At 37.5% G+C, this 21343-nt stretch carries 18 protein-coding genes and 1 tRNA gene; 9 read left to right on the forward strand and 10 right to left on the reverse strand.

Features of this window, described 5'->3' with window-relative positions:
• From Sarmat_RS02160 to Sarmat_RS02180, 5 genes are all read left to right on the forward strand, one after another.
• On the forward strand, nucleotides 1–317 hold a 317-nt coding region (locus Sarmat_RS02160), incomplete at its 5' end, for a transposase (RefSeq protein ID WP_202149207.1).
• A gap of 1023 nt (nucleotides 318–1340) precedes the next feature.
• Nucleotides 1341–1835 carry an HK97 family phage prohead protease gene (locus Sarmat_RS02165; RefSeq protein WP_202149208.1) on the forward strand — a complete coding sequence of 165 codons (495 nt, stop codon included), beginning with the start codon at nucleotides 1341–1343 and terminating at the stop codon, nucleotides 1833–1835.
• Nucleotides 1836–1881: 46 nt separating this feature from the next.
• On the forward strand, nucleotides 1882–2883 hold the full coding sequence (locus Sarmat_RS02170) for a phage major capsid protein (RefSeq protein ID WP_202149209.1): 1002 nt from the start codon (nucleotides 1882–1884) through the stop codon (nucleotides 2881–2883).
• Between the two features lie 91 nt (nucleotides 2884–2974).
• Entirely contained in the window at nucleotides 2975–4192 is a 1218-nt protein-coding gene (gene odhB / locus Sarmat_RS02175; protein ID WP_202149210.1) for a 2-oxoglutarate dehydrogenase complex dihydrolipoyllysine-residue succinyltransferase, read from the forward strand.
• Between the two features lie 200 nt (nucleotides 4193–4392).
• On the forward strand, nucleotides 4393–7791 hold the full coding sequence (locus tag Sarmat_RS02180; protein ID WP_202149211.1) for a tetratricopeptide repeat protein: 3399 nt from the start codon (nucleotides 4393–4395) through the stop codon (nucleotides 7789–7791).
• A gap of 41 nt (nucleotides 7792–7832) precedes the next feature.
• Here the strand turns inward: Sarmat_RS02180 and Sarmat_RS02185 are convergent, their stop codons facing one another.
• Nucleotides 7833–8012: a hypothetical protein gene (locus tag Sarmat_RS02185; protein WP_202149212.1), complete on the reverse strand. Its 180-nt coding sequence runs from the start codon at nucleotides 8010–8012 to the stop codon at nucleotides 7833–7835.
• 317 nt (nucleotides 8013–8329) lie between these two features.
• On the opposite strand from Sarmat_RS02185, the gene Sarmat_RS02190 reads away from it, so the two are divergent.
• Together Sarmat_RS02190 and Sarmat_RS02195 are read left to right on the forward strand one after the other, a co-directional pair.
• Entirely contained in the window at nucleotides 8330–8452 is a 123-nt protein-coding gene (locus Sarmat_RS02190; RefSeq protein ID WP_202149213.1) for an IS630 transposase-related protein, read from the forward strand.
• Nucleotides 8453–8700: 248 nt separating this feature from the next.
• A complete protein-coding gene (locus Sarmat_RS02195) occupies nucleotides 8701–8853 on the forward strand; it encodes a hypothetical protein (protein ID WP_202149214.1) in 153 nt (50 codons plus the stop codon).
• A 127-nt stretch (nucleotides 8854–8980) separates the two neighbouring features.
• On the opposite strand, the gene tatC is transcribed toward Sarmat_RS02195, so the two are convergent.
• From tatC to Sarmat_RS02235, 8 genes are all read right to left on the reverse strand, one after another.
• Nucleotides 8981–9727 (reverse strand): twin-arginine translocase subunit TatC, encoded by a 747-nt coding sequence (gene tatC / locus Sarmat_RS02200; RefSeq protein WP_202149215.1) that lies wholly within the window; start codon nucleotides 9725–9727, stop codon nucleotides 8981–8983.
• Complete coding sequence (locus Sarmat_RS02205) at nucleotides 9708–10211, reverse strand: hypothetical protein (RefSeq protein ID WP_202149216.1); 504 nt, start codon at nucleotides 10209–10211, stop codon at nucleotides 9708–9710. The genes tatC and Sarmat_RS02205 overlap by 20 nt, the downstream gene beginning before the upstream one ends.
• A gap of 34 nt (nucleotides 10212–10245) precedes the next feature.
• Nucleotides 10246–12648 carry a protein kinase domain-containing protein gene (locus Sarmat_RS02210; protein ID WP_202149217.1) on the reverse strand — a complete coding sequence of 801 codons (2403 nt, stop codon included), beginning with the start codon at nucleotides 12646–12648 and terminating at the stop codon, nucleotides 10246–10248.
• Between the two features lie 106 nt (nucleotides 12649–12754).
• Nucleotides 12755–13570: a rod shape-determining protein MreC gene (gene mreC / locus Sarmat_RS02215; protein ID WP_202149218.1), complete on the reverse strand. Its 816-nt coding sequence runs from the start codon at nucleotides 13568–13570 to the stop codon at nucleotides 12755–12757.
• A 12-nt stretch (nucleotides 13571–13582) separates the two neighbouring features.
• Nucleotides 13583–14623 carry a rod shape-determining protein gene (locus tag Sarmat_RS02220; protein ID WP_202149219.1) on the reverse strand — a complete coding sequence of 347 codons (1041 nt, stop codon included), beginning with the start codon at nucleotides 14621–14623 and terminating at the stop codon, nucleotides 13583–13585.
• 68 nt (nucleotides 14624–14691) lie between these two features.
• Nucleotides 14692–15834, reverse strand: a complete 1143-nt coding sequence (locus Sarmat_RS02225) for an LptF/LptG family permease (protein ID WP_341826596.1) — start codon at nucleotides 15832–15834, stop codon at nucleotides 14692–14694.
• 30 nt (nucleotides 15835–15864) lie between these two features.
• Nucleotides 15865–15941: transfer RNA gene (locus Sarmat_RS02230), tRNA-Met, on the reverse strand.
• A 241-nt stretch (nucleotides 15942–16182) separates the two neighbouring features.
• Entirely contained in the window at nucleotides 16183–16587 is a 405-nt protein-coding gene (locus Sarmat_RS02235; protein WP_202149221.1) for a helix-turn-helix domain-containing protein, read from the reverse strand.
• A gap of 354 nt (nucleotides 16588–16941) precedes the next feature.
• Here Sarmat_RS02235 and Sarmat_RS02240 point away from each other — a divergent pair, with 354 nt between their 5' ends.
• Nucleotides 16942–17622 (forward strand): P-loop NTPase family protein, encoded by a 681-nt coding sequence (locus Sarmat_RS02240; RefSeq protein WP_202149222.1) that lies wholly within the window; start codon nucleotides 16942–16944, stop codon nucleotides 17620–17622.
• Nucleotides 17623–17646: 24 nt separating this feature from the next.
• Nucleotides 17647–19458: a cryptochrome/photolyase family protein gene (locus Sarmat_RS02245; RefSeq protein WP_202149223.1), complete on the forward strand. Its 1812-nt coding sequence runs from the start codon at nucleotides 17647–17649 to the stop codon at nucleotides 19456–19458.
• Between the two features lie 27 nt (nucleotides 19459–19485).
• On the opposite strand, the gene Sarmat_RS02250 is transcribed toward Sarmat_RS02245, so the two are convergent.
• Nucleotides 19486–20898 (reverse strand): CCA tRNA nucleotidyltransferase, encoded by a 1413-nt coding sequence (locus Sarmat_RS02250; protein WP_202149224.1) that lies wholly within the window; start codon nucleotides 20896–20898, stop codon nucleotides 19486–19488.
• Nucleotides 20899–21343: the final 445 nt, after the last annotated feature.

Here is a 21343-nt window from a genome sequence, read left to right on the forward strand (position 1 = left end):
TAGCTCCTATGGTATTTAATGGTTCATGTAATACCCAGCTATTCGAAAGCTGGGTAGAGCAATTCTTGATCAAAGAGCTAAAAGCTGGGCAAGTTGTGATAATGGATAACGCTGCATTTCATAGATCACAAAAGACAAAAGATCTCATTGAATCTGTTGGTTGTAAGGTAATTTTTCTTCCTCCTTATTCACCTGATTTTAACCCAATAGAGAAATTTTGGGCTAATATGAAGCGATGGGTTAAGCAGAAAATTTCTGACTTTCAGAGTCTTTTTGCTTCGTTATCTTTCTTTTTTAAATACGCTACCTCAAATTAATTTACTATATACTAAAGTATGGCCCGTCAATTTAAATAAAATGATATGTGATATGAAAGATACAGCAACATACGAAGCAAAATATATCAGAAACTGAATGGTTAAAAAATGCACTGAAGCATGTTGATTTTAAAGATCAAAGACTTGTAGACAGGCGGTCAAAACCGCTAACTTCCTCGACAACAAAGCTTCTGACGCTATAAATGCTATACTTGAGCGTTGAAGGTATATTAGCAAGTTAAGATTTAACATACTAAAACTAATTCGCCACAGACAAAGAACATATACGGAGATCCCATAAAACAATAAAGCGAGAGTTTTACGATACTGCTTGTAGGCAAAAGATCTGTAATAGCATTAAGCAATTGCATCATAATGTTGATAGCTGGTTAATGCAATACAATAATCCATAGCTCTCATTTCAGGGAAATATTGCTATGGTAAGACTCCTTGCAAACTTTTCTTGACTCTAAGTAATATTGCTCTTGAAAGATCTCATGAATCAATATATCAATAACGGCAAATCCGACAGTCTCAATTTATCTGACTCTCGTTTGTAAATATTATAATGTCCCTCAGATCAAATCATAATTAGCACAAACTTATCAAAGTTATATACAAAACAACAAGTTCTTCTCTCGCTTTTTCCAGGAGAATCATTCCATCATTTTTATTTTTCCACATTTCTTAAAAACTCTCAAATTACTTAGTGCTAAAAAAGCATATGTTAGAGTATATTAGATCTCTTTGCGCAGCTCGCTCATTGTGAAGAGTTTATAACGGCGAGCGACAGAGCGCAGCTCCAAAACATCAATAGACCTCTTACATAAGCTATTCCGAAGAGTAATTTTGTTGTCAAAACTCCTTTGTGCTCCTCACATACTAGAGTATGCTGCGGCGCTCAACATCATTTTTCCTAAAAATTCCTCATTCGTTTTTAGGTGATGTAAGAGGTCTAATGCTCGCTATGCGAGGTTTTGACTAGAAACGGCTAACGCAATCGTTATCTTGAGAGGAGCAGAGTTGTGCAATGATGGTCTAGCGAGAGCTTCGCACCCATTTAGTACGCAAATATACATGGATGAATTATTAGTTAGCGGCTATGCCAGCGTGTACAACAGTGCTGATAAACATAGAGATATTTTATTACCTGGAGTATTTGGTAACATAGATTTAGCTAATCTTAAATTTTTATTACAACATGATCTGAATTGTTCTATTGGAAATATTTGTGAGTTACAGGACCAAAAAACTGGCTTGAGGATGAGTGCGGTAATTAGATGTAATACAAAGCATGGCAAGCGTGCTATAGATTTAGTGCAGCACAAGCTAGTGCGCGGATTGTCTGTGGGTTTTAGAATTAAAAAATATAACTTTGACGATAATCACCATAGAATTATTTACTCCGCTCATTTATTAGAAATTAGTTTAGTATCATTCCCCGCAAACAGTAGAGCATTTATAGACAAACAGAGAAGAGTGATAAGAAAAACAACACTACAAAAACCTAATATATAAATTTGTATGAAATATTATGATAGAAGAAATTAATTATAACGATCGAATGAATAATTTAGAACAGAAGATAAACGAAGTGCATTCCTTCTTTTCCCGTCAAGACGAGTTAATTGGAGCGGATATAGTGCATAAAAAAGAAGATGAGTTTAATAATTATTTACGTACTGGTAATAACGATATTACTCTAAAATCTTTTCTGAATAGCGCCACGGACAGCGCTGGCGTTACAATCGAACCAGACCTATATAGCAAAATTTTACAGGATATGAAGGCGCTCTCCGTGATGCGTCAAATTGCTAGCGTAACAAATACTTCTAGCAATATTTTAGAGCTATTAATGGATGAAGAGAATTTTCAAGGCGCTTGGGTTGGAGAAGGAGCAGAAAGAAAAGCAACGAATAGCGCGAAATTTATCAAAAAAAGTATCAAAGTGCATGAATTATACGCACAGCCCCGCGCGACATCGAATTTGATTAACGATTCCTTTATTAACTTAGAAGAATGGTTGAGCCTGAAGATTCGCGATACTTTTTGCGTGCTTGAGGAAGAAGCTTTTATGGTAGGTGATGGTCTAGAAAAACCAATGGGTATCTTACAGTATCTGAAGGATTTTAAGAATATTAGCGCTAACAATGGCTTTGATTGTAGCGCATTATTAGAGTTAATTTATATGCTTGATGAAAAATATCTACCCAATGCCGTTTTTCTTATGCATCGCACCACATTGTCGGCGATACAGTCTATAAAAGATGGCGATGGGCGTTTTATTTTGCATCCTGATCTTAATGCGCCAGGCAAAATGAGTATCTTTGGAATACCCGTGTTCACTTCTCCGCATATGCCTACTGTGAATGGAGATAAAAAAGAGGCGTTGATATTGTTAGGAGATTTTAAAAGTGCATATAGAATAGTGGATCGGACGGAGATGAGTGTGATGCGTGATCCATATACCCATAAAGGCTTTGTGAGTTTTTATGTAACCAAAAGGGTAGGAGGTGATGCGCTAGACGCAAAAGCGATAGTTGCGCTAAAGATTAAAACGCAATAATTCCAAATTTTACTCAGAACAAAATGCCTTGGTGGATTGCAAAGCGTAGCGATGATCTTTATCATCAATGTTTATTTAAGTAGTTACGCGCATGCAAGAAAAAGTTTTAGTGCCCGCTTTAGGCGAATCCATTTTGACTGCAAAAGTTGCAAAATGGTTAAAGACAGATGGTCAATTGGTACAGAAGGATGAGATTATATTAGAGTTGGAAACGGAAAAAATTACTCTGGAGCTAGTGGCCCCTTGCCAAGGCATTCTTTCTGTTGTTGCCAAGGAGGGCAGTGAGGTGAAGGTGCAGCAACTACTTGCCTATGTTGCGCTTAAGAATGATAGCGAGCAATTGAGTTGTGTAAACGATGAGAGGGCCGAGGATATTCGGCCCATCGAGAGCGATCAAAGCGTTCGGAGTGCTCAGAGTGTCCTTTGCAGCTTAGGGCGAGAGGTGGGTGGTAAAGCAGGGCAAGATTATGATTTATCCGATTTCATTACCGCTGTTCCACCCGCTGCCAGATATTATGAGATAGATAATAACGATTCGAAAACCCATACATCTACTCATGCATCTTCATCTGCCGCTGTTCATGCAAATAATACAGCTGCAGATGTTAGCGAAACGAAAGCTGTAAAAATGAGCGTGATACGTCAAACCATAGCTAAACGTATGAAGGAGGCTCAGAATACTGCAGCGATACTCACTACCTTTAATAAAATAGACATGTCTTCTGTGCTAGAACTGCGTGAGCGTTATGGCAAGTTATTTCAAGACAAACATGGCATTAAACTAGGTTTTATGTCATTTTTTGTGCAAGCCACAGTAGCCGCGCTTAAAGCGGTGCCAATTATGAATGCAAAAATAGTGGAAGACCAAATTGTATATCAATATTTTTATAATATAGGTGTAGCAATAGGCTTGGATGGCGCCTTGGTTGTGCCAACCATTTATAAGGCTGACAGCTTAAGTTTTTCTCATATAGAACAACACATTGCATCGCTCGCAGAGAAGGCTAGAAGCAGGCAGTTAGCGCCGCAAGACTTGATGAACGCGACTTTTTCTATTACGAATGGTGGAATATATGGCTCTTTATTTTCAACTCCCATTATCAATCCTCCTCAATCTGCCATTCTTGGCATGCATAAGATAGAAAAAGCCGCCGTTGTGATTGGAGATAAAATCGAAATTCGACCAATGATGTATGTCGCTCTTTCTTATGATCATCGTATTATTGATGGCAAAGATGCCGTGACGTTTTTAGTAAAGATTAAAAATGCTATAGAACATCCAGAAAATATATTATTAGATTTGCTCTAATCTTTACAGGATATTATTTAGAATTTAAATTTAGAATTTAAAAATATTATTACTTGAGAAGTAAGGGTTGTAAAAATTTTGTTTTACTGTTATCTACTTGTGTAAGCAGAGTGGAGTTGTAGAAATGTTTTTAAACTTATAATAAAAACGCTTCTCATTCTTCTGCATTTATACAAAATATGTAAAATAAAGGTACAACTATGCAAATACCTAATAACGCTCTCCAAACTACCAATGCATCGGTTCTAAATCAACTTCCATCGAATGCGCAAATTTCTAGACTTCTCGCGGAGGGCAATAAGCTTTTTGCATCTCAGCAATACAAAGGTGCTCTTGAACGTTACGATGATGCGCTCACTTTAGACTCAAAAAACTGGGAGATACGAAATAATAGAGCTAATACTTTATTCGCACTAAACCAGGTTGGCGACGCATTTAATGAATTTGAGTATATTATACGATCTAAATCCTCCTATGTAAAAGCATATAGCGATTATGCGAGAACTCTAACATTAGTTGGCAAATGTGATGAAGCGCTCAATTGGTTTAACCAAGGGCTTGCGATAGATTGCAATAAATATGAGTTACATGCTGGTAAAGGTAAAGCGCTTTGTCTGTTAAAGGATTATAAGAATGCTTTAGCATCATACAATCAAGCAATTGCGCTGAATGCGGATGATCGGACGCTGTATTATAACAAGGGGGAGATTCTGAATATTTTAGGTAAATATCAAGAAGCGATTAATGTATTCCAGGATGGATTATTACGGAATGCGAATGATGTGCAAATGCATAATAATTTGGCGCGAACATTAGTTAAGATTAATGAATATGAAAAAGCGGAGAAGGTCTATAGTAAGGCGATTGCTTTAGACAAGCATAACTGGCGATTGTATAATCATCACGGAATCATATTAAATGTTTTACATCGATATCAAGAAGCTCTCGCTTCTTTTTCTGAAGCTTTAAAGCTGCACCCTAATAGTGGTGAGATATATAATAGCCTAGGTGAAGTGTATGTTGAATTAGAGCGATATGAGGAGGCTGAGCGAGCTTACAAATCATCTATTCAGTGCGATCCTAAGATTGCCCAAGTGTATATCAACTACAGTGATGTGTTGCGCTTATTAGAAAAATGGGACGATGCATTAGATATATTGCAGAATGGACTCAAAACAAACCCTAATAGTGGTGAGATATATAATAGCCTAGGTGAAGTGTATGTTGAATTAGAGCGATATGAGGAGGCTGAGCGAGCTTACAAATCATCTATTCAGTGCGATCCTAAGATTGCCCAAGTGTATATCAACTACAGTGATGTGTTGCGCTTATTAGAAAAATGGGACGATGCATTAGATATATTGCAGAATGGACTCAAAGTATGCGCTAAAGATAGAGATATTTGTATTAGCATGTGGAGCATTTTAATAGAATCAAGAAGATATCAAGAAGCGTTCAAGCTATACAATAATTTGCTTGATATTGGAATATCCGAGTTAGAGGTTCATAATGGCATGGGTAAAACTTTGTCTGATTTACGGAGTTATGAGGAAGCTATCACATGTTTTCAGCGCAGTCTTAGCATGAACAAGGCAGATATTGATGCTTTAAATGGTATTGGGTCTGTATTATCTCAACAAAACAAATTCTTAGAAGCGTTAGGATATTTCAATAATGCAATTAAGATTGCGGAAGAGTTAAGATGTAATGATGCAATTAAGATTGATGAGCAAAGTTGCATTGTATACGAAAATAAAATTAATGCTTTATACACTTTGGAACGATGGAGTGAGGCGCTAGAGGTTTGCGATAGTTTATCAAAGTTAGGCCTTGCCAACGAGATAGTTGATAGGCATTTAGAAATTATGATGAAGTTAGGTAAATATCAGGAAGCTTTAGTATTGTGCGAAAATCAGACAAAGCAAAAACCGGAAGATTTAGAATTAATATGTCAAAAAGCCATTATTCTACACTCTCTCCATCGAGCTCAAGAAGCTTTGACAGCGATAAACTGCGTGCTTGTGGCACATGCAGAAAATGGTGCGGTACACCACCTAAAAAGCCGTATTTTATATTCTATGCAGAAGTATTCCGATGCATTAGAATGCATAGATTGCGCAATCAAATATGACGCAAAAAACCAGGCGTATCTTGTAACAAAAGCGCATATTCTTAACACTATTGGAAAGAATGATTTGGCACTAGATTGTTGCGACCAAATATTAACAGAAGCACCTCAACATTCTGAAGCAATTTGGGCTAAACGTCAATTATCTAAGGTTTTGACGCAAAAAACAGTGCAGTTTTCTGAGATGGAGTTAGCAGTTATCGCTGCGTTTGAACGAGCTGATGATATTTTATGTCAGAACTCTTTCTCTCGTGATGTCGTGTGCTATATAAAAGCAGCAATGTGCGGACAGTATGTGACAGTGAATGCAATAAAATGTTTAGTAGCTGATTTGAATTTAAGAGGTGATGTTTTTGATGCTCTTATAGATATTCGACGAAAAGTCCGAGCAATGCCTTGCGATTTAGAGGATATGCGTTTTTTTTCATTAGAAGATGTTTTGCGGTCTGTTAATAACGATGCTCAAATGCTCGACAGAATTGCGAGCTTTCAAGAATTTGCATTGCAAGTCAAGGACGAAATAAGTTTATGGTACAGCGATATCTTATCTTTACTGAATCAAAAAAATCAAAGCAGTATTACGGTTGATTCAGTAGAGTTAGTCGCACTTGATGCACACGAAATGAAATTAAATCTTGTCTTTGCGAGAATTTTACGAGAGCGCGGGGTGCGCAAATTATCTTGCGAGATTGCAAAGAAAATTTTAGATTACGTAGATTATAACTCGCAAGGTTTTAACTTGTTTGATCGGAGTGTGTTGGGAGTGTATGCAAGATATGAATTAATGCATCATTTTCCGGATCGTAGTCATTATTATCAGGAAGCTTTGGATATAGCGCAAGCACACCACTTAACTCTTTACTCTTTTATTTCTCCTAAGTTAATAAAAGAGCAGGCGATTTTACAGATGAATCAAGGTACTATCATGGATTTAGAGAAGATGATGCAAACACCTCTGTATTCGCGTCATAGTTTATTATTGCCGATTATGATATTTACACAACTGAATAAAATGGATTCTGTTGATGCACATACTGCGTCCACCTCGAACTCAGAGAGAGTTAAGAATGTATTGCAAGCATATATGGCAACATTGCAGAATGATAACGATCTCGCTGATGAACATAGATTATTTATTCGTGATTTTGTTAATTTTAAGCAATCGCAATTCAACTACATCAAGGCACAGGAAGCGCAAAATACGTCAGTTACAAAGGCTTATTTGCAAGAAGATCTACGACAAAAAACGCAAAAAATTTTAAAGAGCGTGTTGCTCGCAGATAAATTGCCAAAAGATGAGCGTGCGCTGGCTTTGTTGGACATGATGCGACACGCAAGTAGTATCGCCATTTCTACCCAAGATATCCCTGTTATTCAAAAATTAATTGCGGATTTGCGAAAAGAAGAATATGATAGTAATGTGCCTCAGATAGCATGCATTTCTGAGATGTATCGTGATTTTGCGTTTTAAGATATCTTGAAGATATAATACTAAAATGCGATCAGGAGTGATTAATAATCCAGGGGAATATGGAAGGAGTTATGGTCAGAATCATAGTACCTTACAATAGACCTCTTTCCTAACTCTACTCCTGATGGCAACTGTGGCGACGCTGTCGATGCGCAAGTCCTCATGTACTTCATGTACGCTGCGGCTCTGTGCTTCGTATACTCCTCGCATTTGCTCATCATGAGCGAGTTTCGAAAGAGGTCTAATTTATGTAGTGAGAGGTGGTAGCAGGGGATTGAAGTAGTATGAGGATGTATTTTCTGATGATGCATAATATACTATAATAATTTAGGTTGCATTAGGTATTTTAAATAATTTAGATGCTTGGTCATAACTATTTCCAGCTTCTAAATTGTTCAGTTAGCACCAAAAATATGGCTCTTGGTATCAGGAGTAACGATAAGCATAGTTCTAAAACCCAGAGAACATATAGGTTTCTTAAAAATCAACCTTTTAACTATAGTAATTTAGATTGAATTAGATATAATTTTTCGTTATAATGAAAGGAAAAATGACAAAAAGCTATAGCAATGATTTGAGAGAAAAAGTAGTAGAATATTTAGAAGCTGGGAATAGTTATGACCAAGCGTCTAAATTATTTAAAATACCTAATTCAACCTAAATTACTATAGTGCATAATAAATCAATAGCACCTATGGTATTTAATGGTCCATGCAATACACTATTATTTAAAAGCTGGGTGAAGAATGTTTTAATTAAGGAATTAAAAAGTCCGGCCAAGTTGTAATTATGGACAATGCTTCTTTTTCATGAATCTAAGAAGACAAAAGAATTGATTAGACCTCTTTCGAAACTCGCTCAATTAAGAGCAAATGCGAGGAGTATACGAAGCACAGAGCCGCAGCGTACATGAAGTACGTGAGGACTTGCGCATCGACAGCGTCGCCACAGTTGCCATCAGGAGTAGAGTTGGAAAGAGGTCTATTGAATAGTAAATTGCAGGATCATTTTTTTGCCTCCACATTCACCAGATCTGAATCCAATAGGGAAATTTTGAGCTAATATGAAACGATGGATTAAAAATCAAATTTACTGAATTGAATCAATTATATGAGGCTATTTCTTATTTCTTTAAAATACCTAATTCAACCTAAATTACTATAGAAGTAGCGAATTTGGCAAAGGGTATTTACTTAGAGTACAATGAGTATAACTTGCAAAACAAAAGAAACGCTTCGTATAGTAGTATAGCTGGTATTGCCATTAATAGTTGACTTAGTAGATCTGGTGGCGTAACAATACCAGATACCACAAAACTACATAATATAAACCATTTCCTACCCCTTCTTAAACTATTGGTATTCACTAATCCAATAACATATAAGATCGCTAGAATAATTGGAATTTGAAATAACAAGCCAAAAAGCGCAATCAATCCAATAGTAAGATTTAAGTATTCATTAATTTTAGGTTGTAGCGCAATAGGTATTTGTTGGTTGAGGTTTTCGAAGCTCACTAAAAAATGCCACGCTTTTGGTAGGATATAAAAGATTGCGAATGCGGCGCCTGCATAAAATAATAATGGAGTAATGATGAATAAACCCACTATTTTCGCTCTCTCGCGCTCATATAGTCCTGGGCGGAGAAAGAGGTAGATTTGGTGCAGCAGCAGCGGCGCGCTACAAAAGAATGCAAGTATTGCTGATACTTTAAGATGGCAGCAGAAATATTCAGTAGGATTAGTGTATATTAGCATACAAGTCTTATTCTGCTCTTGCGCAGTCTGCAGCAGCGGCGCGATGAGAAATGCGCATAAGTCTTGCGCGTAGTGATATGCGGCAATAAAGAAGAAAATGAAAATAATGCAACAATAAATGAGACGCACTCTTAGTTCGCGTAGATCTTGAGCAAAATGTTTAAAGCTGAGCAGTAGCATCTTTGTTTTCTTCTAAATTGCAGTGATCATCAAAAAGCTCACATCGTTCTAAATCTTGCGGGTCTATTTCCCATAATGATAGCTGGCGCTGATATTCGCTATCTATAGAGCCTATTTGGCGCAAAAGTTGCAAGTCTCGTACTTTAAAGAATATTTTGGGCCAAGTGAAGTAAAAAACCTGACCTAACACGATAGCGCCATAAATCGTTGCCCAGGTACTGGCTGCATTAGCCATCTGCGCACCTACAACGTAAGAAAAATTTGATTTAATAAATTTTGCTATAAAAGGGGCTATTCCTATTACATTAAAACAGAAGATGTTTAATGATGAGTAGCGATATTTTGTATCTAGAAAAAAGGCAAAGATTGACGGAAACGAGCCGGCTATTACTAGCGCAGCCGCTCGTTTAGAGATTATGAACAGTAATAATATAGTAAAGAGCAGAAACACTCGTGTAACAACAACAGAAAAGGGCGTGCGCATTTGGTACCTACAATAGCTTTAATTTCAACATGGTCTATATACTAAGAATTATACATATTACTAAACATAGTCCAGACGAGATAATAGAGCCGATGCGGTGCACTGTTAGCTCGACATTGTTGTCTCGACTTTGAGCGACTACAGTTTGTTCTTTCTGACTGTGAAGAGAGTGAAGAGACTCTAACATTTTTTGATACTCTGTCATATCTTTGTAGAAGATGTCAGGATTATTCATTACTTCCATGATATCGGATATAAAACCTCCTTCTGCCTTGCTAGCAAGTTTAGATAATAATCTTTTTTTTGTACTTTTTTTACGAATGTTATTTTCAACAATCATATACAACAATGGTAAAATGATTTTTACCAAATGGTGCATTGGTTTTTTATATACAGTTTGAGCGTTTGACAGAATGGGTAGATGAGTTATCCATTGGGACAGATTCTGATTTTGATTTAATATTTTATCTATTTTCCAACGATATTGCTCTTTCCCGTTAGGATTCTTTGCCGCCAAAAAGGCTATGATATGATAGTCGAATTCCAAGTCTATTTTATTTTGCGCGAGCGAATCTAGAGCTAGCAGCAAATCATTAATATTTGTACAGTAAGTATTGATAAGCGACTCTGCAAGGCACGGTAAATCTGGATTGATGGTATATGTGAGGCGAGCGCAATTAAAATCATTAAAACTAGTGTAACTAAACAAGGCTTCATGTATTGTTTGGAATTCTTGCGTTGTTAATAATTCTTGGTATTGTCGAGGGAGATCTTTTGAGAAGCTAAATAATCCTTTTAACAAATAAAAAAATTGTGGGTCATGTTCTTTTTTATACAACATGAAGTTGAGCAATGCTGGAATAGAAGAGATGGTGAAAGAATAATTAGCAAAATTAATACAATTCGCCGGATCTAATATTAAAAGCAAAAGGCACCAGCGCAAGTCTTGCGAATGGTTGATGGTGTAGGTAGGGTGGTTCAAAATAAAATCCAAACTCTGGAATGTTTTGCTAGAACCATGCGCGTATTTCTTTTGCAAAAAAGACATTAATGGCAGAGACAATGGAATGATTTTATGTATTTCATTCCAATGCATGCGTAATGCATATGCCAAAGAAGATGGAGTAAGAAATTTTGAATTATTAAATTTCAAGTAAATGTCCGACACGGTATTGCGAATGTTTTTAGATTTTTTGACACTTGGATTTTTAGTCCAATTCATTAAATCCCGCGCTGTATAACGGTCATTAGGATCATTCGCCAAGAGTTTTTCTAATAAAGGACGAACGGATGTTGGTATAGCGGTAAGCTTTGAAAGATATTGAAAGGTACCTCGTTCTAATATGTTATGATGATAGTCATGCTGATTTATAGCATGCAGATTATAGCCGGTAGCTGCTACAAAAATTGTCATTCCCGCTGCATATATGTCTATTGCCTGCTGCGTACTATGTCTTGCATAACTTGCGCAATTAAGGATTTCTGGAGCAAGAAAATAATCGTCTTGCTCAAATCCCTGATAAGTTTGCCAAAATTCTCGCAACTTATATTGAGCAGACTCTTGTAATAAAATGTGGCGAGGATTAATATTTCCACATACTATCTTTTTGGCGTAAGTAGTGGAAAGTAAGTTGGCAATGAAAGTTATGAGAGTCTGTAATTGGGCTGTGTCTAATGGGCCATTATCGACTAGAAAAGATGATAGATTGTTATCAATATCGTAGCTATTAGTAATTGCTACCAACACCTTGCTGTCTAATTCTTCAATATGTACTAGATCGTATAGATAAATTGAGTTCACGTATGGGTTATTAATGGTTAGTAGCGATTCTAGCAGCTTCTTAGATGGTGCAAGCGAGGAATTAAAAACCACGGCATGATATTTTTTTTCAGAGTTCTGTATCTCTGTGGCATGGCAATATGAAGAAAAGATTGTTTTAAAATGTTCTAACGGTTCTAGGATATTGATTGTATATTTGTTCTGTACTATAGGGTCAGATCTATGATATTTTGGTATTGTATTAACTTGCCCCTTTGATATTGCGTCAGGTTGCTCCGTCTGGTACGCCAAATCAGAAGGTATATAAGACTCATTCTCTGCATAGCTCGAGTTATGGCCATAGACAAAGCTATTTTGTTGATCATAAGAGTTGTTTGGCTCTCCATACGCATTATTCTCCGAAAATTCTCTAAAGTATCGCGAAGGATTCGGAAACTGCTCGCTTTTTCCAAACTGCTCATCATATGTATATGAGTGCTGAGATGCGCTATTATTTTCTAATGAGAATCGATGATCTTGCGGTTGATCCGAAAAGGATGAGAATGGACTATGACTACGTAACTCTTTGTTATTACTATGGCCAAAGAAATCAAATGGATCATCCTCTTCATCATTGCTATCTAGAGCCGATGATGCAAAGGGATTTGGGCGTTTCATTCTATTACTGCTTAAGTGTGACTGAACTAAATATAAAGATACCTTTTCAATGAGTGTATCACCTTTTAAGAAATTATGATAGTATCTTATTAATTATGATGGTATCTTATTTATATATCTGTATAAAATGCAAGTCGTCGATTTGAAAATAAGGCTTAATAATGAGTGAGTTAAGTTTAGAATGCTCTACTACCCCAATTTTGATATTGGGTTGATATAGGCTGCTGCGCGTAGAGGTGAGAATTTGTTCGCCTGGCATGCAGTGGCCTTCAAAGTAAGCAATATGCATTCCTTCCTTACCAGCTCCGGAGAGAATGCCAGTGGCGTGCGAGGTAGAGCAGTATATCGCTACTTTAGAAGTGGGGTCAGTGATGAGAGTGACTATAGCGTATGCGTCATAACTTTTCGTGATAATACCCACTAGGTTGTTGTTATGTACTACTGACGCATTCTCTTTAACGCCATCTAGTTTACCTTTATTGATAATTACTTGATGTTGTGATCTAGTGATGTTGGTATGCATTACCTTAGCATTGATTAACAATTCTGTAGGAGAGTTGACGTGGAGGGCGAGAAATTTTTTTAACTCCACATTTTCCCTTTCGATATTTTTTAGGTTTTCTAAATAATTTTGAGTGATAGCGAGTTTGCGCTTGAGTTGAGCATTTTCTCTTTGCAACGTGCTGTCTAACCAGTAGTCGATAGTAAAAACGTGATGGCAGGATTTATAGATAGAGGTGAGAACAGCGTTGTATTGTGATTGTATTTCGAGAATAGTAGAAGATACGAAGTTTGTTCGAAATATTGTGAGTTCTATAGCTAAATAGAGTATTAACAGTATGACCCAAGAAAATATAAATATTTTTTTTATTTTAGGATAACGTCTACTACCATCTTTAATCCTATTATTTGCAATCGCCATGCGCTCCCAAAACTAATCTTGCTTGAATAATACGTGTTTAAATTTTGAGAGATCTTCTATTACAGCTCCACTACCTAACGCAACGCAATGTAGGGCGTTATCTGCTATGCATACTGGCAAACCGGTACAAGAGTTTACTATGTGATCTAGATTGCGCAGCAACCCCCCTCCACCAGTTATGGCTATACCTTTGTCTACTATATCAGAGGCAAGCTCTGGTGGCGCAGATTCAAGAGTCATAATAGCTGCTTGAATAATCTGCTGCACAATTTCGTTTAAACTCTCAGATACAGCGTGATTTGATAGCAGAATTTCTGTTGGTATGCCTCGCATTAAGTCTCTGCCTTTAATAGAGATGGACTGATCTTGATCTGAAGGGAGAACGCATGCCGAACCTATCTCTTTTTTAATTCTTTCTGCAGTGACCTCGCCTATAAGTAAGTTGTGATGTCTGCGAATATAGCTAATAATAGCTTCATCCATTTTATCACCGCCTATTCTAATGGATTTAGAATGCACTATACCGCCTAAGGAGAGAATGGCAATTTCTGTTGTGCCACCTCCTATATCAATTATCATTGATCCCGTTGGTTCTGTAACGGGTAATCCAGCACCAATCGCTGCGGCCATTGGTTCTTCTATTAAAAACACTTCGCGTGCTCCAGCACCTTCTGCTGCTTGCTGTATTGCTCTACGTTCTACAGGTGTAGAGCCGTATGGAACGCATACTATAATCATTGGTTTATTTAACGAGCGCCGGTGATTTACCGACTTAATAAAATATTTAATCATTTCCTCAGCGCCCTTAAAATCTGCGATTACTCCGTCTTTTAATGGGCGAGTAGCATCGATATCATAAGGCGTTCTACCAAGCATAAGTTTAGCTTCTTGCCCAAAGGCATAAGGTTTTAGCATTCCGCCCTCTTTAATCATAGCTATAACTGATGGTTCGTTGAGGACTATGCCTTTGCCACGCACATACACTACGGTGTTTGCGGTGCCAAGGTCTATTGCCATGTCTGAAGTAAATCTAGATAGAAGTTTTGTGAGCATATTGGTATAATATATTAATGAAGGGTTAGGGGTGCGAAAAATGCTGTTTAAAAACGAATATATTTTATCTAAATTCTGTTAAAATGTAAAACCTTAAAATAACTGATCGAAATTACCGCAACAATTGGCAATAATACAGTGTAAATTGCCTCTAGGTGCATTGCGTTCAAAATCACAGTTCCAAGCTCTAGGCTAGCAAAGAAGATTATCGAAATTACTATTCCGATCCATAGAAAATAGTTGTTCTTTATCCTTCTTTTATCTAGCGAGATGAAACATAGAGTGAAGAAAGAACCAGAGAACATTGCTAGGCACTTCAGTAGCTGTTTAAAATAGTATAGTTTATATTGTGCACTTGCGCTATTCGCATCGCATTCTAGTGCTGATATTGCATTGGGTAGCTGCCAGAATGGTATTTCATCTGGAGTTTTATAGTTATTATACATACTCTCTATTGGAATTGCGAAGGGAAGATTAATTTCGGATAGCTGATAGTTTTTCGCTATACCATACACCTCTACTCCGCGTAGCGCGAGATAAGCTGTAGTGGGTCTTATATTTTCATAACCGCCATCTGATTGGCTTGCGTCGTCAACGTGATGTATACTACCTTCCGCTGCCACTATCCTAGCAAGAAAATGATTGAGTTGATCAGTTACAATAACAGATAGATTCGCAAAACCTTGTTTGTTAAGATTAGCAATAGATGCCACCACAACATAGCGTTTATTACCGATAGATTCGCGAAATATCAAATCCTTACCTCTTATCACAGCCTGGTTATTTAAGCTGGTTTGAGCTTTCTTGCTAAGCAAGTAAGAACTCAGAGGGTTTAAGGTATAGAGAAAAGCGATTCCTAAGAATAAATTAGCAAACATGGGAATGAGCGTTATTTTGAATAGACTCATGCCACTTGCACTTATAATCAATAGTTGATTTGAAGTGAGTAGATTGTTGATGAACAATAAAGTACTGAGAAAAGACACGATTGGCACAATCTGTTGAAAAAGGTAGGGCACTTTATGTAATAACAAAAACGCTAAGCTGAGTTCTAGTTTTTCTGACTTACTGAGCGAGTCAAAGATATTGATGAAAAAAATAAATAGAGACAGCAGAGCTGACACCAAAAAAAAAGATTTGAGGTATAAGAAGAGCAGGTATCTAAAAAGTATGCTGTTAAATAGAGGAGAAGAGATTGAGCGAAAGGACACCTAAAATTTCTATAAACAATAAATTATAAATGGTGGGTCTGGCAGGACTTGAACCCGCGACAACACAGTTATGAGCCGTGCGTTCTAACCAACTGAACTACAGACCCCTTTTTAATAACCACTAATAACAAACTAATGAGCGCACAAGCTTTACAAAGACAAAGCCTTGAGGTGGCGGCAAAAGATAGTAGCACGAAGACGCAGAGCGCTCAGTTACTATAAATCCATTCCAGTATAGATCCTATCAGGCAATTCATTTACTGTCAAGCACGTTATTTACTAATTTTTTTATGATGCCCTAAGAGGTTTCGATTTGTACTAGATTTTCACTAATCTCGATAATAAGTTTTATGAACACTCTGCTAGAGCTTCGTATTCCTCAGGTATATGGTTTTGTTGCGTTAATGATCTAATTAAAACATTAACGGCCTGCTGATGCGCTGGATTAATTTTCATAAAGTTTCTAATCACCTCTAAGCACAAGCGTTGTCTCTCGTTTACCTCGGTAGAACTAGCAGATTCAATATTCTCATAAAAATAGCTTAAAGTTACACCAAGGGCTTTGCATATCAGAAGTAATCTACTGAAAGATACTCTGTTAGTACCTTTTTCATATTTCTGCAATTGCTGGTGAGTCACTCCAATCAAGTCTGCGAGTTCTTTTCTAGAAAATCCGCACTGCAATCTCAGTGTCGAGATGATGCGTCCTACTACTAGATCGATATTAGTCATTTCGTCGTTTTTTCTTGCCATAATGATAGTTACCTCTTGTATTTAGCATATTAATTATTAATTAATGTTAACTATAATAACATAAATATATATAATAAGCAACAAACAATTCAAGGAAATTAACATTTTTCAATGTTTATGCAACTTTTATATGATATTTGAGTTCAAAATCAACCCTTAATTAATATAAAGCAAAATTATAACCTTATCTTCACTACGAGTCTAGAAATACATCCTTAAGGTGTAAAAATTTTCATATTAAATGATTGTATTAGTTACAATAAGATCTCATGGTTTTTATAAAATCTTAGGTTATGCTAGAATTTAACGTTTATTTGGATTAATAGTTTTTCAATAGCAACTCGCAATTTATACATGCAACTCACTTTTAATCTCAGAAGGCCAGACAGCTATTTAATTGAGGAATTTATAGTATCAACCTGCAACCAACATGCATTTGAGACTATTTCGCAATTTCCGCGCTCCTTTGGTTATAACCCCTACCCATCTTGTTTGTTAATAGATGGACCTCCATCTTGTGGAAAAACTTATTTGGCGCACATATGGGCTCATCCAACTCACGCATACTTTATATCGCATCATGAGGAATGTACCCAGATAGACTTGCAGAATAATAATTATTTTGTAGTGGAGGACATAAATAAGCACTGGCAGGAGGAGAAGTTATTTCATCTATTCAATATGCTTACTATGAGTGGTAAGTATTTATTGATGACATCTACTAACATAGACAAAAGTTGCTGCTTTAGTTTGCCAGACTTAAGCTCTCGCATTACATCACTAGCAACGATTTATTTGGAACATCCAGACGACTCTCTATTGCACGCCCTATTATTTAAGTTGTTTTTTGAGGAGGGGGTGGTAATTCAGCAAGATGCTATAAGTTTTATATTAGAGCGTATGACGAGGCGCATAGATCTTTTGCAGAAGATAGTAGTTGAGATTAACAACTTTGCGTTAAGCCGCGGCAAATGCATTACTAGGCGTTTGCTGCAAACTTTTTGGCAGCAATATTCTCAAGAGTACATTATATAATAAAGTAATATAAATATGGTATAGATGATGAAACATAAAATAGGGGTAGTATGTTTTCGCAAGGATTTAAGGCTACATGATAATCCGGCGCTATTCTTAGCCTTGCAAGAATGCGAGTTCGTTGCGCCACTCTATATACTAAACAATTCTAGCAACGCGTCGCTTATTACGGCCTATTGCCTAGGGCGAGCGCAAAAATGGTGGTTGTATCATAGCCTACTCGCCCTTAGCAACAAGCTAAAGCAGCGTGGATTATTGTTAAATCTGATAAATGGTGATCCAGAGCAGATATTCGAGCAATTGCTAGAGCGATATCCTATTAACTGCGTTTATTGGAATGAGTGCTACGATGCGCATGGAATAGAGGCGGATCTGCGAGTGCGAGCAAAACTGTTAGAAAGAGGGGTAGAGGTGAAGACTAGCAATGCTTCTTTGTTATGTGAGCCTTGGACTATTAAGAATCAAGCCAATTCATTTTTCAAAATCTATACGCCATTTTTTCGAAAGTTGCAGAGTCAGGCTATCAGACAGACCTTGCCTGATTTGCTGACTTTATCCACTTTGCCTGATGGACGAAAAATTAGAGTTAAGCCATTTCTTCTCTCCCTTAATCCATTAGAGTCTAGCGAAGAAAGCATGGCAATAGCCAGCCCATCTAGCTTAGAGTATTTTGTACAAAATAGCATAAAACAATTAGAATCATGGAATCTGCTGCCTACAAAACCAAACTGGGCAGCTCCTTTTCGTAATTATTGGGAGCCAGGGGAGGATGGTGGGCTGCAAAAACTCGAAGAATTTATCGGATCTCTTGCAAAACTCACCCATGACGAACAAGCGCAAGTAGCGTACGTATCGCAGAACCAGAGCGCATGTAGAATACGTGAAGGTTTCAAGTCAGTAGCAGCACGAAGTGCGTCATTAGGAGTAGAGTTTCGAGAGGAGTCTATTGTATCTCATATAATGCAATATCATACACAACGTAATTTTGTTGCTATCGATGGCACGTCTCAGCTCTCTGCGCACATTCATTTTGGCGAAGTGAGTGTGAATATGATTTGGCATATGGTGCATGACTTAAAATGGCAGATTACTAGCGCCACCAACTGCCATCATTCCGCCAACTTACCTGATGATGAACAGAGTAGCGGCCAGCGCGCAGCACGCGATGGTATGTTAAGTGATGCGCTTTATAGCATACAGTCGCTAAACACCTTTCTTTCCCAGATAGGCTGGAGAGAATTTGCCTATCATACCCTATATTATTGCCCACATGCGCTATCGGCAAATTTAAGGCAAGAATTTGATTCCTTCGCATGGGATACAAACCAAGAACTACTAGAAAAATGGCAACGAGGACAAACTGGTTACCCTATAGTAGACGCGGGCATGAGGCAGTTGTGGAGCAGTGGTTATATGCACAATCGTACGAGAATGATTGTAGCATCGTTCTTAACCAAAACATTAATTATGGATTGGCGAGTGGGGGCGCAGTGGTTTTTAGATACGCTACTAGACGCAGATCTAGCAAATAATAGCATTAGTTGGCAGTGGGTGAGCGGCAGCGGCGCAGACGCCGCGCCTTATTTCCGTATTTTTAACCCAACATTACAAAGCCAGAAATTTGATAGAAATGGCGAGTATATACGTAAGTGGGTGCCAGAATTACGGGACGTAGATAGTGCGCTAATACATCAGCCATATAAAACGCCAGCGCGTGGGAGTTCTTATGAGATACGTGATGATAGCAAGCCTTATGCTATGCCAATAGTAGATTATGCGACCCAAAGAGCTAGGGCTTTGAGGCTGTATAGTGGTATAAAAGCTTCGCAAAATTAACGGGTTTAATATCTCTCTTTCGAAACTCTACTCAAACCCATTCACAATCCACTCCTCCTCCAGCTGCGCCAATGTTTTGCGAATATCTTTCCTCGCCACCCCCGCGTCTATCAATTGCCGTGCATTGTATGGGCATTTTGGTGGCGGTAGGTTGTTTTTGATATGCGCAACACTTAACAATAATGTTTGCTCGTTTCTAATGTACCGCAACCATTCTGCGTCTTGTACACCCCCGTTGTTTGCGCTACTAACTTGCGCGCTACAAAGAGCTAAAGTGTAACATAGAGCGTAGATGTGATGAGGGTAATATTTATACCATATATAATTAATAATAATGGTCAGGCGCCGTTGCGCGTCATAATGCGCAAATTGCTGCAGGTAGATATAGCTTGATATTAATTTGATAATTTGCTTCGCCTGTTGTTTATTAAATTTCCATTCATTAAACTCGCATATTTCATATATAACATATGCTCCATGCCGACCCTCTCTCTGCACCCATTCCTTTTGCAAAAAATATTGCGACAGTAGGGCGCAATAGATGGTCGCGAGTTGAAAGTAGTTATTTATATCTATAGCACTTGGTTCTATGGTAAGTATTTTAGAATATTCACAATATTGTTTTAAACTCCTAAAATCCAAAATACCGGCTTGAAGTATACCAAGCTTTACATCATGATGTGAGCCAGAGAAAATTTGCTCTATATCTTCTATAAAATATTCGAGTTGTGGTTGTGCTAGAACCGCATCTAGCTCCCGCTTCACCCTCTCTTTAGAAATGAGCTGCAACTTATGGAACAGGGATTGGCATGCCCTTGCTCCATCTGCATGAAAACTAGCGGCAAAGCGCAGCGAGAAGCGTATAAAGCGTAAGATACGCAAGTAATCTTGCTCTACTCTTACCATTGCATCACCCACAAATACTACGCGTTTATTTTCTAAATCCTCCATCCCTCCAAAATAGTCGTATATCCGCAAGTGGAATGGACAGTAGCTCATGGCATTGATAGTAAAATCTCTACGCTGCGCATCGAGCGCAAAACTCGCGCCAAAGTTTACGGTTGCATGCCGTCCGTCACATTCTATGTCTGACCTAAGAGATGTGATTTCATATTTCTCGCCCTTATATATAGCACAAATTGTGCCATGCGCTTTGCCAATAGCTATAGTTGGTATATTATACGCTTTTAATGCCTCCTCAACCTTTTCTGGCGTACTCGCTGCTGCTATGTCTATATCGTGTTTGGAAGAGAGGTTGTGGTTAGATTTTTCGCAAGCATCAGGAAAAAGAGTGCTATATACCTGATCCCGCACGAAACCCCCAACTATTCTGCTTTCTATCTGTTGGCTACGTAATATAGCAAGTAATTCCAGACAGTGGTGTAGTGAATGATGAGTGAAGCACATTTGGTAAATCTTTGGCGTCACTTTTGGTTGCATACGGTACCGTTAACAAAATAAATTTAAATATTTAACATCATAAAAAATCTTTAGGAGTTAATTTGAGAATTCTCTAATAAATAAACTCCTTTAAATGGTATTACAAGAGTCGCTCCGTGTGATTTAATAGACCTCTTGCATAACCAAAATGAAGGATGTTGAGCACAGCAGCATACTCTATAGTAAATCATCTTGCATTAGGTGAGATAAAGAAGTGCTGTAAGGCATCAAACAAATAAGTAAATTCGGTAATTCTATCTTGAATCCATCGTTTCATATTAGCGCAAAATTTTTCAATTGGGTTAAATAAGGTGGTAGAACCTTAGAACCAGTCACGCAAAACATTTAACTAACCTATTCAGCATAATTTTTGTGAAAGCTAATTGAACAAAAGCCTTAGCGGATGAAGGGGAAATCTCATAATCCTTGGACAATCTTCTGAAAT

Source organism: Candidatus Sarmatiella mevalonica (assembly GCF_016751895.1).
Taxonomy (GTDB): domain Bacteria; phylum Pseudomonadota; class Alphaproteobacteria; order Rickettsiales; family Rickettsiaceae; genus Sarmatiella; species Sarmatiella mevalonica.